Below are 13,862 nucleotides of genomic sequence, written 5' to 3'. Positions count from 1 at the left end.
TAGACGTTATATGAAACAGTATCTCGACATGATGCGCCACGTGCGCGAACAAGGGGCCGTCAAAACCGACCGCACCGGCACCGGCACCCGTAGCGTATTTGGTTACCAGATGCGCTTCGATCTGCAACAGGGGTTTCCTTTGGTGACCACCAAGAAGTTGCATTTGCGTTCGATCATTTATGAATTGCTGTGGTTTCTGAATGGCGACACCAATATCAAATATCTGAAGGACAATGGCGTCAGCATCTGGGACGAGTGGGCGGATGAAAGCGGCGACCTGGGGCCCGTTTACGGCTATCAATGGCGCAGCTGGCCGGCGCCGAATGGCGAGCATATTGATCAGATTTCCAATGTGCTGGCGCAGATCAAACGCAACCCGGACTCCCGCCGTCATATGGTGGTGGCGTATAACCCGGCGTTTGTGGACCAAATGGCGCTGCCTCCCTGTCACGCCATGTTCCAGTTTTATGTGGCGGAAGGACGCTTGTCCTGCCAGTTGTACCAGCGCAGCGCTGATATTTTCCTGGGCGTGCCTTTCAATATCGCCAGCTACGCGTTGCTGACACATATGTTTGCGCAGCAGTGCGATCTGGATGTGGGAGATTTCATCTGGACCGGCGGCGACGTCCACTTGTACAACAACCACCTAGATCAAGCAAAAGAACAACTGGATCGTGAACCACGCCCGCTGCCGCAATTGCAGATTCGTCGCAAGCCTGCGTCGCTGTTTGACTATGAATTTGAAGATTTTGAGATTACGGGGTATGACCCGCATCCTCATATCAAAGCGCCGGTAGCGGTTTAAGGAGCAAAGATATGAGCGTAGTGTTATCAATCGTTGTCGCCCGTGCTGAGAATGGCGCTATTGGCGTGGAAAATACGCTGCCCTGGCGTTTATCCAACGACCTGCAGTATTTCAAGCAGGTCACTATGGGCAAGCCGATTATCATGGGCCGCAAGACCTTCGATTCGATTGGGCGTCCGCTGCCGGGCAGAACCAACATTGTGGTGACCCGTAATAAAGACTGGCGTCACGATGGCGTCAATGTGGCTCATTCTCTGGATGAGGCGGTATCTCTGGCGGCGCGGGAGCAGGCGGAAGAAGTCATGCTGATTGGCGGCGCGGAATTGTACCGGCAAGGGCTGGCTGCCGCGCAACGCGTTTATCTGACGGAAGTAAAGACTTCCGTGCAGGGTGATGCGTTCTTCCCTGAGCTTGACCTCGCTGACTGGCGTGAAACATCTCGCGAGTCGCACCCGGCGGATGAGAAAAATCAGTATCCCCATGATTTTGTTGTCTTTGAGCGATCATAACGCCTCAGTTCATGCTCCCTATCGATCACATTATCCCCGAGCTTCTCACCACCCTGGAAGCTCACTCCACTGTTCTGCTGCAGGCCCCGCCAGGGGCCGGTAAGACCACTCGGGTTCCTCTGGCGCTGCTGGATTCGCCCTGGCGCGGTGAGCGCAAAATTCTAATGCTGGAGCCGCGTCGATTGGCGGCGCGCTCTGCCGCTCGCTATATGGCGAAGCAACTGGGAGAGCCGGTTGGACGCCGGGTTGGTTATCGCACTCGCCAGGACACCAAAGTCTCCGCCGATACCCGTATCGAGGTGGTGACGGAAGGTATTTTGACCCGCCTGATTCAATCTGATCCCGCCCTGGAAGACTATGCAGCGGTGCTGTTCGATGAATTTCACGAGCGCTCTTTGCAGGCGGATTTAGGCTTGGCCTTGGTGCGTGAGAGTCAGCAGGCGCTGCGCGAAGACTTGCGGGTGCTGGTCATGTCCGCGACGTTGGACTCCGCCCCCCTTGCGAAACTGCTGGATGATGCGCCAGTGCTGACCAGCGAAGGTCGCGCCTATCCAGTGGACGTGCGCTATCGCCCTCTACAACGAGAGCAGCGACCGGTGGAAAAAGTTGTCGCAGTGGTGCGAGAGGCGCTGGCGGAGGAAAGCGGCTCGCTGTTGGTGTTTTTGCCGGGCGTTGGTGAAATTCGGCGTGCTCATGATTTATTGGCGGAGCATTTGCCAAGTGGAGTGCGATTAGCGCCTCTGTACGGCAACCTTAAAGCAGAAGAGCAGGATCAGGCGATTCTGCCTTGCGCCGAGGGCGAGCGAAAAGTGGTTCTCGCCACCGCTATTGCAGAGACCAGTTTGACCATTGAAGGCGTGCGTGTAGTGATAGACGCCGGTCTGCAGCGACGGGCGGTATTTGATCCCAACAGCGGCATGACCCGCCTCTCAACAGGCAGAGTGTCGAAGGCGTCGGCGGAGCAACGCAAAGGTCGCGCCGGGCGTTTGGAGCCTGGGGTGTGTTATCGCCTCTGGTCGGAGACGGAGCAACAGGGGCTGGCGTCGTATACACCGGCTGAAATACTGGAAGCGGATCTGGCTCCGTTAGTGCTGGAGTTGGCCCAATGGGGAGCGCGTCAGCCACAGGATCTAGTCTGGCTGGACCCACCGCCGAAGGCGCACTGGCGTCAAGCTGTAGATACGCTGCGATGGCTGGACGCGTTGGATGAGACGGGCGCAATCACCTCTCACGGGGAAAATCTGCGTGAATTCGGCATACACCCCCGTTTGGCGCATATGGTGGTGATGGGGAAAGCGATAGGCGCGCCGGTGCTTGCGGCGGAAGTCGCAGCGCTGCTGGGAGAGCGGGATTTGCTGGGGCGCGATGTCGGCGCGGACCTGCAGCAGCGAGTGCGAGCCCTGCGTGGGGAGTACAAAGGCGCCAAGTTGGATCGCCGGCGCTTGGAAAGCGTACGCCAGGATACGCGCAAACTGGTCAATGGAAATGCCAGGGATGACCTGGGGCTTGAGGCCGCCGGCCGTTTACTGGCGTTCGCTTATCCAGATCGCATCGCCCGGCGGCGCCAAGGCTCCAGTCCCCGTTATCAGCTCAGCAATGGACGTGGGGCGGCGTTGGCGGAAGAAGACCCGCTGGGTCGGGAGACTTGGCTGGTCGCCGCCGATCTTGATGGGCAGGCGCGGGAGTCTCGAATATTTTTGGCGGCGGCTTTGAACCCCGCTGACATTGAAATGGGTCTGAGCGCTCATATCGTCACGGAAGACATGGCGGATTGGGACGATCAGCGAGGCGCGGTAGTAGCGCGCCGAGTCAAACGGTTAGGCGCGTTGATTTTGGAAGAGCGGCCAGTTGCCGTAGGCCCTGAGTTGATCAGAGAGGCGCTGCTGACCGCTGTGCGCCGCAAAGGACTGGACAGCCTGCCATGGAGCGACGCTGCGCGGCAGTGGCGCGCGCGCGTCGGCCTGATGCGCAAACAGCAGCCTGACGCATGGCCTGACCTTAGCGATGATGCGCTGTTGGCTGAGCTGGAAAACTGGCTTGGCCCCTTCCTCAATGGCGTATCCAACTGGGCAGGACTGCAAAAACTGGACGTGCTGTCGGCCCTGAAAACCTTGATTGACTACACTGCGCAACACACTCTCGACGCCCAGGCGCCGGTTGTGTTGACGATTCCTACCGGACAGAAGGTCACTCTGGATTACCGGGCGGAGAATGGCCCGGTGCTTGCCGCCAAACTGCAGGCGCTGTTCGGCTGGACAGAAACGCCACGAGTGGCTGGTGGGCGAGTACCGGTGGTGATTCACTTATTATCGCCTTCGCAAAGACCGCTGGCGGTCACCAGCGATTTAGCCAGTTTCTGGCGCAATAGCTATCCGGATGTGCGTAAAGACATGCGCGGCCGTTATCCCAAACACCCCTGGCCGGAAGATCCTCTGACGGCGGAAGCCAAGCAGGGAACCAAGAAGCAACAGTTCTGAAAGATTAAGCAATGAAGGACGCGTTGGTGAGGGGAGGCAGAGTTGTTTTAGACGCGCCGTCAATGTGAAGCCAGTGCGGAGACTGGCTCCGCACTGGTAGGGCGATATCAGATTACTTCAATAACTCTTTATCGCGCACAGCGCCCTTATCGGCGGACGTCGCCAGTAGCGCATAGGCTTTCAGCGCCGTGGTGACTTTACGTGGACGAGGCTGAGCCGGCTTCCAGGCGTCGGCGCCTTTGGCTTCCATCGCCTGACGACGCGCTTTGAGCTGTTCCGGCGTCAGACTGACGTTGATGCCGCGATTGGGAATATCAATGATGATCTCGTCGCCTTCCTCAATCAGACCGATAGCGCCGCCCGCCGCTGCTTCCGGAGAGCAATGGCCGATGGATAGACCGGAGGTGCCGCCGGAGAAACGGCCGTCGGTGAGCAGGGCGCAGGCCTTGCCCAGGCCTTTGGATTTCAGGTAGCTGGTGGGATACAGCATTTCCTGCATGCCCGGTCCGCCTTTGGGGCCTTCATAGCGAATGATCACCACGTCGCCTTCTTTCACTTGGTCGTTCAGAATGCCTTTTACGGCGTCGTCCTGGCTTTCGAAGATTCTGGCTTTGCCCTTGAACAACAGAATGCTTTCATCGACGCCCGCGGTTTTTACGATACAGCCGTCTTCGGCGATGTTGCCGTACAGCACCGCCAGACCGCCTTCTTTACTAAATGCGTGTTCGGCGCTGCGGATACAACCGTTCTCGCGATCCAGGTCCAGCGATGACCAGCGTGTGGACTGGCTAAATGCTTGCTGGGTCGGGATGCCAGCCGGACCGGCTTTAAAGAACTTGTGCAGTTCCGGATCATTATTACGCATGACATCCCATGCATCCAATGCGTCTTTCATGGTGTCGCTGTGGACCGTGGGGACGTCGGTATGCAGCAGTCCGGCGCGATCCAGTTCACCTAGAATCGCCATGATGCCGCCGGCGCGATGCACGTCTTCGATATGATATTTCGGCGTGTTGGGGGCGACCTTGCAGAACTGGCCGACTTTCCGCGACAGGTGGTCGATGTGGGTCATGCTGAAATCCACCTCGGCTTCCTGAGCCGCCGCCAGTAGATGCAGAATGGTATTAGTGGAGCCGCCCATGGCGATGTCCAGAGTCATGGCGTTTTCAAAGGCCTTGAAGCTGGCGATGGAGCGCGGCAATACGGAAGTGTCTTCGTCTTGATAGTAGCGCTTGGTCAAGTCGACGATGCGGCGCGCTGCAGTCAGGAATAGTTGTTCACGATCAGAGTGAGTCGCCAGCGTGGTGCCGTTGCCGGGCAGGGACAGGCCGATGGCTTCAGTCAGACAGTTCATGGAGTTCGCCGTGAACATGCCGGAGCAGGAGCCGCAAGTCGGGCAAGCGGAACGTTCATATTCTTCGGTCAATTCGTCGGAGGCGCTGGAGTCCGCCGCAATCACCATGGCGTCCACTAAGTCCAGTTTGTGCTCGGACAATTTGGTTTTACCGGCTTCCATCGGGCCGCCGGAGACGAAAATAGCTGGAATATTCAGGCGTAGCGCCGCCATCAGCATTCCGGGAGTGATCTTGTCGCAGTTGGAGATGCACACTAAGGCGTCGGCGCAATGCGCATTAGCCATATATTCCACAGAGTCGGCGATGATTTCCCGGGAAGGCAGGCTGTACAGCATGCCGTCATGCCCCATGGCGATGCCGTCGTCCACCGCGATGGTGTTGAACTCTTTCGCAACGCCGCCGGCGGCTTCAATTTCCCGACACACCAGTTGTCCCAGGTCTTTCAAATGAACATGCCCAGGAACGAACTGAGTGAAAGAGTTCACTACGGCGATAATGGGTTTGGAAAAATCTTCGGTCTTCATACCGGTGGCGCGCCAAAGAGCGCGAGCCCCAGCCATATTACGGCCTTTGGTAGTGGTACTGGAGCGGTATTCGGGCATGGTTATACTCCGTGGTTATTAAAACAGCTAACGAAAAGCACTCATCGGCTACAGGATAGCAAACTTGCCTGACCCCATAAATTCTTTTGCCGATCTGGGTCGCTGCATTTTGGATATAGGTCTAGACTTGCTACTGTAGAGTGTGAGCCAACCGGAATGCGCCTCCCATGTCATCAGAATCCCTTGATCAGGCAAGCTCCAACTTGTCGCGACTGAAGCACTTTTCTCTACTGGCCAAGCTATCCGACCCGCAGTTGGTGGTTTTGTCCTCGCGAGCGGACTATCGACGCTTCTCCAAAGGCGCCAAGATTCTCGACTTGGGGAGCAAGGACAGTTATGACTACTTTTTGCTGGAAGGCGAAGTCGCGCTGACGGCGGAGGATGGACGCACGGCGTTGATCGCTGCCGCGTCGCAGGCGGCGCGACAGCCCATCGCGCATTTGCAGCCGCGCCGCTATGAAGTCAAAGCGAAATCGCCTTGTGTGATGCTGGTGGTGGATCAGCCGACCCTGACCCGCATGCTGAAGGACGCGCCGCTGGATTACCAGATTGGCGAAGGTGTGTCGCAGGTGGACCGCACGGAGCATCCCGCCTACTCACTGGTCACCTCGTTCTATCAGGACCTGAATGCGCACCGGTTGACTTTGCCCAGTCTGCCGGACATGGCGATGCGTATTCGCCATGTCACCGAGCAGCCGAACTTTCACCTCAACGATATCGCCAAGGTGATCGTGCGCGATCCCGTACTGACGGCGAAGTTGATTCGTTCCGCCAACAGCCCTTTGTACCGAGGTTTCAAGGAAATTGAGTGCTGCGAGGACGCCGTGGTGCGTTTGGGGCTGGATACCACGCGACAGCTGATCACGATTTTCACGCTGCGGGAAATCTTCCGCAGCAAGAACGCTATGCTGCAAAAACGCATGACCAAGCTATGGCGCCACTCTTCCGATGTTGGTGCGATCTCGTTTGTGCTGGCGCGCATGACGCCGGGAATCAAACCGGAGCAGGCGTTGTTGGCGGGTATTCTTCATGACATCGGCGTGGTGCCGGTGATTATGTATGCGGAAGAGCATCCGGCGCTGCGGACTCACGAGGACATGCTGGAAAGCCTGATTATGGAGCTGCGGCAGGAAATCGGCTGCGCCTTGCTGGAGAGTTGGGAGTTCCCCGACGCCTTCGTAGCGGCGGCGCGTCATGCTGAGGACTACATGTACGACTCCGGCCAGGAAACGCCTACCTATGCGGATCTGGTGATTGTGGCGCAGATACATTCTTACATTGGTAAGCCGGAGCACGGTTCCATACCGCCGCTGGATCAGGTTCCCGCCTTCCATAAACTGGCCTTGGGCGAACTATCGCCGCAGCGTAGCCTGCAGGTGCTGCAAATGGCGGAAGAGGAAATCAACAGCGTGCGGCGTTTGCTGATGGACTAAACGTCTGGCGTTTCTCGGGTGTCCAGGTCTTCCGTCGCATCGGGACGGCCATTGTTTTTGACGTTAACTTCCTCCGCCAACACGGTGAGGTGGCGCTCCAGCCGCTCCATCTTCATTTCCAGATCGTTCAACTTGTTAAGAATTTCCAGGTCGCGGCGTACTTGGTCTTTTTCATCCTGAGAGACGAAGAAGGCGGAAAATCCCGCTGTCAGTAATGAAAACAACGCCATGCCGAGAAGAATCAAAAAGGAGGCGAATAGCCTGCCGACAGTGCTGGTCGGCACAATATCGCCATAGCCGACCGTCGTCACCGTCACCCATGCCCACCAGACTCCATCCCAAGGCGTTTCAATGGCCGGATCAAGTCCAGCGATGATAAACCCCGCCATGATAATCACGATAAATCCGATAAACAGCGTGTTACCCAGGTTATGACGAGATAAAAGGCGCCGCGCCGTGCCGGAAATCTGCAGCAACAGGCTGAACATGACCAATAAACGCAGGGTGCGCAACGCGCCAGCCAGCGGTGAGAACCACCAGATCAAGGGACAGCCGAACAGAATGATGATCAGATTGACCCAATTATTGCGCAGGTAATAGGTTTTTTTGTCCACCAGGGCGGTGAGCAGAAGGGTTTCCACGATGAAGAAAAGCCAGATCAGCCAGTCAGTGATGAGTAGCGCTTCGCCGGACAGTTCGTCGTTGGCCTGTAAATACCACTCAATGATGATCCAGATCGCCAGCATCATCATCGGCCACTCCAAAATCTGTCCCCAGAATCTGGCGCGTGAATTCTCAGTGACGGATACGCCGGCAAGGCCGGTGACAATAGGGAGGCGGTCGGATAAAGACATATTGGATTTGGGCTAACTCTGCTTGGTGTGTTGTTTCATGTTTATGAAACAAATATAGCCAGCGTGGCGATGCAAGTCAGGGCCTTTTGTTTCAGTAACTTGCCATTTCACATAGGCGGTCTAATATCTGAGATTAGGCCGCTTTGGCGCGTAAGGAGCGACGCAAGGCGAACAGACGGGCGCTGTTCCCCGGCTTAACGGGGGGGATGCTGTGATAATGACGAAAGAATTCCCTATATTTCCGCTGAATTCTGTGTTGTGCCCCAAGGGGCGATTGCCACTGCAGATTTTCGAACAACGTTATCTGTCTATGATCAGCCGGTGCCTGAAATCTCACGAAGGCTTTGTCATTGTGCTGATCAAAAACGGCAAGGAAGCGAGTGGCGAATGCACTTTCTTTGATGTCGGCTCTTACGCAAGGGTCGTCGATTTCCAGCAGTTGCCGAATGGTTTTTTAGGAATCACTGCGGAAGGGGAGTGCAAGGTGAGCATATCTCAGGCGCATCGGCAAAGTGATGGGTTATATGTGGCGAAAGTTGAGGCGCTAGGTCTGGAGACCCCGACGGAAACCCCCGAGCAATATTCCGAACTGGCGGACCTCCTGGAGGACCTGTTGCGTCATCCGGTCATTCAGGCGCTGGGCATGAGCGTGGATTTTCATGACGCCCGCGATGTGGGGTGGCGCTTAGTGGAGCTATTGCCGCTGGCGATGGAGGATAAACAGTATCTATTGACTCTGGAGGACCCCGTCTACCGACTTGAGCAAATCCGGTACCTTATCCACGCCCTGGCGGAATAGCCCTTACCCCTTCATTTGAACGCTGACGGCTTCCGGCATGGTCCAGCCAAGATAGGCGCACGCCGCCAGAATAAAACCGAATAGCAGCGCATAGCGCCAACCGGCCCGCCACATCGGGGCTCTGTCGAAATGGCTTTGCGCTACCCGGGCGAAGCCGCAGATTGTCAGTCCCAGTAAGGCGCCTCCGACGACGTCTGAAAACCAATGTACGCCCAGATACAGGCGGCTGAACGCTATCAGCAAGGCGGCCATCGCGCCGGAAATATAGATCGGCCAACGTTGCGGTGGCCTGAACTCCCGCGCCAGCATTGATGTCGCCAGTCCATAGACCAGTACCGCGCCGCTGGTATGGCCGCTGGGATAGGCGAAAGACTCAGGCGCCAGCAGCGCTTCCGGCCGGGCGATTTGTAACCAGTGTTTCAGTCCAGTGGTTGCGGCATGGGTGACCAGGCCAGCGCCCACGCAGCACAACATCAGGCGCAGGTTGTTCTGCAGTAGTAACAACAGACAGAAGAATCCGAAGGCGATGTATAAAAATGCGGGATCGCCCAGTAGCGTCATGCCTGTGAAGAGATAATCCAGAATTGGAGTGTGCAGACGTTGTATATTCTCCGCGACCCAGGCGTTCAAGTGCGACACTGCGTCGGTGTTCATCACCAACAAGCTCCACAAGATGAAAAGCAACAGCGCGCAGGAGCCCAGAAGAAAGGAGCTGATAGGATATTCTTTGACGCCGCCACGGAGACTATAGCTGTTGGACCATAAACGGCCGACGCCAGGGCGCTTAGCGCCGAAACGGAGCAGGGAACGGTAAAGCTTGCCGCTGGGGCGCAATTGATAATGAAACTGAGTAAACAGGCTGGCCAGACTCACCAGGACCAGAACGACGACGGTTAATACCGGGTAGAAATGCGGAGGCAATGGCGCACGCGTGTCGATAGCGGCGCCGACCAGAAAACCGGGTACGACATACAAGGGCGCCCAGGCCAGAGCGGATAACAGATTAAAGGTAAAGAAGCGGCGCGCGCTCATATTGAGCATCCCCGCCACCAGGGGAATGACAGGACGGACGGGGCCTATGAAGCGCCCGATAATGACGCTTTTTCCGCCATGGCGCTGAAAGAAGCTTTCTCCTTGCGTCAGCAGGTCAGGGTATTTCGACAAAGGCCACAACCCGCGAACGCGGACATCCAGGTATTTACCGAGATAGAAACTCAAGCCATCGCCACAGACTGCGCCTAAAAAGGCCGCCATGATGGTCCATTGCAACGCCAGCGCGCCGCCGCCGCAAATCGCCGCGAGACCGAACAGCAATACGACTCCGGGTATGATAATGCCGGCGATAGCCAGGGATTCCAGAAAAGCCACCAGGAAGACGGCGATAGCTAACCAGTCAGGATGCTGTTGCATCCAAATGAGAAGAGAATTCGGAGACACAGTGTTTCCTTTGCAACTGAAACTATTGGCGCATCGCCCGATTGTAAGTATCTCCAGGTGAGCGCTTTTCGGAGGGCTATTTTAAGCTGCAGGCGGCCTTTTTTCTAACTTTCCGCCCTGAAAGACTGGTAATGTTTGGCCGCTCACGCGGGCGTACAGGTAGACCAGGAAAGAGTAAGTGACCTGATCATTTGGCGGCGACAGGAGCCTGAATGGCTCCGGTTATTTGGACTTGCTTAGCACCACGCGGTTATGACCGGATTGCTGGGCCTGCTTTAAAGCGGTCAACGCCCGGTCCGTCAGAGCCTGATCGTCTGTTTCTCCGGATTTCCGCGTCAGGCAACCTACGCTGACAGTGAGACTGTCGATAATTGGCCAGGTATGCTCCTCCACACTGCGACGTAAACGCTCCGCGATCACCAGCAACCCTTCTTCTGGCGTCATCGGCAACATAATGAAAAAGCGGCCATTATCGACGTAGTAGATACTGTCGCCCGCTCGGGTCATTTGCAGGAGTTGGGCGCCGAATTGAGAAAGCAGCTCATTAATGAAATTCTGCCCCTGCACTTCGCGCTGCTGATCGAAAAAGTCGACTTCCAATACCACCAGAGACAAGGGGTGGGACGTGGCTTCCGAACGAGAAATTTCCTGCTTGAGAGAGAATTCCAGGTGCTTTTGATTGTAGGCGCCGGTGAGTGGGTCTTTGATGGACGCATGCACCAGAAAGCGGGATTTATGGTGATACAAATAGGCGTAGACGCCGGCCAGGCCGACTAACAGCGCATAACTGGTGGCGAAACGCAGCGTGCTATAGAAAGAGTCGCTGTATGACAGAGCGACGCTGCTGATGAGCAAGGTGACAATATTGAAAGTAAACGCGGGGCGCAGAGGAAGAAGCAAAAAGCTGAACAGCCCGATGCCATACAGCCAATGTACGATCGCCTTTTGACCGCCGCTCAGCTGTAGCGAGACCACCACGAGCATAACGGTCAACACCGCGAGATGACCGCCATAGGCGTTCAGGTCGCTGCGTCGAGCCCAGGCGTAAATGGCTCCGAACAGCATCGCCGGCGCCAGTAGAATGCTCATGTAAAACAGGTCATATAAGCCGTAGCGAACATTTTGTACGGACATGAACAAGAGCAGGAACAACGTCGCCAGGTATAAGGCGATGCGCGTACGGGTGCGTAAATAGGATTCAGCCAGCAAGTGTCGCTCCTCCGTCGGATTCCACTTCCAGGAAATCAGTCTGTTGATTCGCGCCTTTGTTGCGGGCGAATGTGAGCGCGCGACGGGCGTTGGCGATCAGCGTTTCTGGAGTATCGCCAACATTGAGCGTCGCCAGTCCCAGGCTGACGGTGACTGTGATCTCGCGCGTGCTCAGCGCCTGTTTTGCTTTCACTCTCAACTGCGATGCTTTCTTCGTCGCCTCTCTGGAGTTGCAGTGGGGCAGCAGAATAATAAAGTCCACGTTTTCATAACGATAGTAGCTGTCGAACAGGCGTAGATTCTCATGCAGCATGCGACCCAGCCTGTGCAGAATGTGATCTTTATCGTCGGCGGAGGCGTGCTCCAGGGAGTTGCTATCAATGCTCAAGGCCAGAATAGACAAGTCAGTGCCTTCGCGCTCGCTGCGCTGAATTTCCTTGTCGAGGTCTTGCGCCAGATACTCGCGGGTGGACGCCAGAGTAAGGTTGTCGGTGCGGCGCAACGGCTTGAGCTGCTGTTCTTTGATCTCGCGCAGATACACAAAAGCCAGAGACATGGCCAAGCTCAATAAGTAGATGAAGAAGATCTGCACTTTTTCCGGCCCCTGATAATAGCCGATAAGCGCCAGCGCTAATGCGATGGAGTAAGCGGAGGTGACGATAGTCGCCACTTGAATCCGATAAATCAGAAAGGCGATCAACGGCACAATGTAGCACCATTGCTCGGCGGTGCCCGGATAGCGCACCATGGCCGCCAGGGTGATGATCACCAGAAACACCACGATGACATGGGACAACCATAACGGAGCGGGTTGCTCTCCATGGCGTTGATTGAGCTTGCCGTTGGCCAGCAACAGGCCTGCGAATACGCCGGCGACGCCGGCCATCAACCACTCTGCGAAGAGTGCGGCGCCCAGCGCCAAAAGTGCGGCGACTACCGCCGCGAGAGAATAAGCTTTACTGCGCAGTTGGTTGTTTAGCTCAACGGGCGTCATGTTGTTTTATGTTATGCATCGGGGATTTGAGTATAAGTTGTCAGTATTATTCAGCATTTGCTGATGTATAATAGCCAGTTTACATCATGTTTCGGAAATACCAAGCAGAGGTCTTAGACTGCATGGATATAAATGCCTACATGCGCGAAGTGGGGAGCGAAGCCCGCTCGGCGTCCCGATTGATCGCTAAAGCGGACACCGGCGTCAAGAACAAAGCGCTGATCGCTACTGCGGAAGCTATCGACGCCGCGCGAGAAGAACTGATGGCCGCTAACGCCAAAGATCTGGAGTCCGGTCGGGCGAATGGCCTGGACGCTGCATTGCTTGATCGTCTGGAGCTGACGCCGGCCCGTATCGACGCTATGATCAAAGGGTTGCATCAGGTTGCAGCACTGCCGGACCCGGTAGGCGAAATTACGGGTCTTAACTATCGTCCCAGCGGAATTCAAGTCGGCAAAATGCGCGTGCCGTTAGGCGTTGTGGGCATCATCTATGAGTCTCGTCCCAATGTGACCGTTGAAGCGGCCAGCCTGTGTTTGAAATCAGGCAACGCCACCATTCTGCGCGGGGGCTCTGAAGCCATTCATTCCAATCAGGCGATCGCCGCCTGTATCGAAAATGGTTTGAAAACAGCGGGTTTGCCTGCATCAGTGGTGCAGGTGATCAAGACGACGGATCGCGCTGCTGTGGGCGAACTGATTACCATGCCTGATTATGTCGACGTTATCGTCCCTCGTGGCGGCAAGGGACTGATCGAGCGCATCAGTCGCGAAGCCAGGGTGCCTGTCATAAAGCATCTGGATGGCGTCTGCCATGTTTTTATCGACCGCGATGCGGATCTGAATAAAGCCCTGACTATTGCGGTTAACTCGAAAACCCAGCGTTACGGCACGTGTAATACTATGGAGACGCTATTGGTGGACGCGCCTGTCGCCGCAACCATTTTGCCGCAGTTGGCGCAAGCCTACGCCGAGAAAGGCGTTGAGTTGCGGGGCTGCGAGCGAACCCGGGAAATCCTGCCGCAGGCGTTGAGCGCAGTGGAAGCGGATTGGTCCGAAGAATATCTGGCGCCGATTCTGGCGATCAAGGTAGTTGAAAACCTGGATGAGGCGATAGCTCATATCAATCACTATGGCTCGCATCATACTGACGCGATCGTGACGGAGAGCTACAGCAAAGGCCGTCGTTTTCTGACGGAGGTAGACTCCAGCTCGGTGATGATCAACGCATCCACACGATTCGCTGACGGCTTTGAATATGGCTTGGGCGCGGAAATCGGCATTTCCACCGATAAAATTCATGCGCGTGGTCCCGTCGGACTGGAAGGGCTGACCTCACAAAAATACGTGGTGCTCGGAGATGGCCATATTAGGCAGTAACGGGCGCGA

11 protein-coding genes are annotated in these 13,862 nt (G+C 56.2%); 6 read left to right on the top strand and 5 right to left on the bottom strand.

The window, feature by feature from the left end; translation table 11 throughout:
• The first annotated feature begins 10 nt into the window (after nucleotides 1-10).
• Genes thyA through hrpB form a run of 3 tightly spaced genes read left to right on the top strand, consistent with a single transcriptional unit; the run spans nucleotide 11 to nucleotide 3,791 of the window.
• Nucleotides 11-805: a thymidylate synthase gene (gene thyA, locus HCH_RS26275; protein ID WP_011399566.1), complete on the top strand. Its 795-nt coding sequence runs from the start codon at nucleotides 11-13 to the stop codon at nucleotides 803-805.
• A gap of 11 nt (nucleotides 806-816) precedes the next feature.
• Nucleotides 817-1,314 (top strand): dihydrofolate reductase, encoded by a 498-nt coding sequence (locus HCH_RS26270; RefSeq protein ID WP_011399565.1) that lies wholly within the window; start codon nucleotides 817-819, stop codon nucleotides 1,312-1,314.
• An 11-nt stretch (nucleotides 1,315-1,325) separates the two neighbouring features.
• Nucleotides 1,326-3,791 carry an ATP-dependent helicase HrpB gene (gene hrpB, locus HCH_RS26265; protein ID WP_011399564.1) on the top strand — a complete coding sequence of 822 codons (2,466 nt, stop codon included), beginning with the start codon at nucleotides 1,326-1,328 and terminating at the stop codon, nucleotides 3,789-3,791.
• A gap of 112 nt (nucleotides 3,792-3,903) precedes the next feature.
• Here the strand turns inward: hrpB and ilvD are convergent, their stop codons facing one another.
• On the bottom strand, nucleotides 3,904-5,748 hold the full coding sequence (ilvD, locus tag HCH_RS26260; protein WP_011399563.1) for a dihydroxy-acid dehydratase: 1,845 nt from the start codon (nucleotides 5,746-5,748) through the stop codon (nucleotides 3,904-3,906).
• Nucleotides 5,749-5,915: 167 nt separating this feature from the next.
• On the opposite strand from ilvD, the gene HCH_RS26255 reads away from it, so the two are divergent.
• Entirely contained in the window at nucleotides 5,916-7,181 is a 1,266-nt protein-coding gene (locus HCH_RS26255) for an HDOD domain-containing protein (RefSeq protein WP_011399562.1), read from the top strand.
• Here the strand turns inward: HCH_RS26255 and HCH_RS26250 are convergent.
• Nucleotides 7,178-8,035 (bottom strand): potassium channel family protein, encoded by an 858-nt coding sequence (locus HCH_RS26250; RefSeq protein ID WP_011399561.1) that lies wholly within the window; start codon nucleotides 8,033-8,035, stop codon nucleotides 7,178-7,180. The genes HCH_RS26255 and HCH_RS26250 overlap by 4 nt on opposite strands.
• Before the next feature lie 217 nt (nucleotides 8,036-8,252).
• Here HCH_RS26250 and HCH_RS26245 point away from each other — a divergent pair, with 217 nt between their 5' ends.
• Nucleotides 8,253-8,834: an LON peptidase substrate-binding domain-containing protein gene (locus tag HCH_RS26245; protein WP_011399560.1), complete on the top strand. Its 582-nt coding sequence runs from the start codon at nucleotides 8,253-8,255 to the stop codon at nucleotides 8,832-8,834.
• Nucleotides 8,835-8,837: 3 nt separating this feature from the next.
• Here the strand turns inward: HCH_RS26245 and HCH_RS26240 are convergent, their stop codons facing one another.
• From HCH_RS26240 to HCH_RS26230, 3 genes are all read right to left on the bottom strand, one after another.
• Entirely contained in the window at nucleotides 8,838-10,271 is a 1,434-nt protein-coding gene (locus HCH_RS26240) for a bifunctional DedA family/phosphatase PAP2 family protein (RefSeq protein WP_011399559.1), read from the bottom strand.
• Nucleotides 10,272-10,493: 222 nt separating this feature from the next.
• The gene (locus HCH_RS26235; protein ID WP_011399558.1) at nucleotides 10,494-11,480 is read right to left on the bottom strand and encodes a GGDEF domain-containing protein; all 987 of its coding nucleotides are present in this window, start codon (nucleotides 11,478-11,480) and stop codon (nucleotides 10,494-10,496) included.
• The gene (locus HCH_RS26230; RefSeq protein ID WP_011399557.1) at nucleotides 11,470-12,474 is read right to left on the bottom strand and encodes a GGDEF domain-containing protein; all 1,005 of its coding nucleotides are present in this window, start codon (nucleotides 12,472-12,474) and stop codon (nucleotides 11,470-11,472) included. The genes HCH_RS26235 and HCH_RS26230 overlap by 11 nt, the downstream gene beginning before the upstream one ends.
• A gap of 122 nt (nucleotides 12,475-12,596) precedes the next feature.
• Here HCH_RS26230 and HCH_RS26225 point away from each other — a divergent pair, with 122 nt between their 5' ends.
• A complete protein-coding gene (locus HCH_RS26225; protein ID WP_011399556.1) occupies nucleotides 12,597-13,853 on the top strand; it encodes a glutamate-5-semialdehyde dehydrogenase in 1,257 nt (418 codons plus the stop codon).
• Nucleotides 13,854-13,862 lie beyond the last annotated feature (9 nt).

Origin of the sequence: Hahella chejuensis KCTC 2396, from assembly GCF_000012985.1 — a bacterium.
Classification (GTDB): domain Bacteria; phylum Pseudomonadota; class Gammaproteobacteria; order Pseudomonadales; family Oleiphilaceae; genus Hahella; species Hahella chejuensis.
The sequence above is the reverse complement of the archived record's forward strand: the minus strand, read 5'-3'. Positions and strand labels throughout refer to the sequence as shown.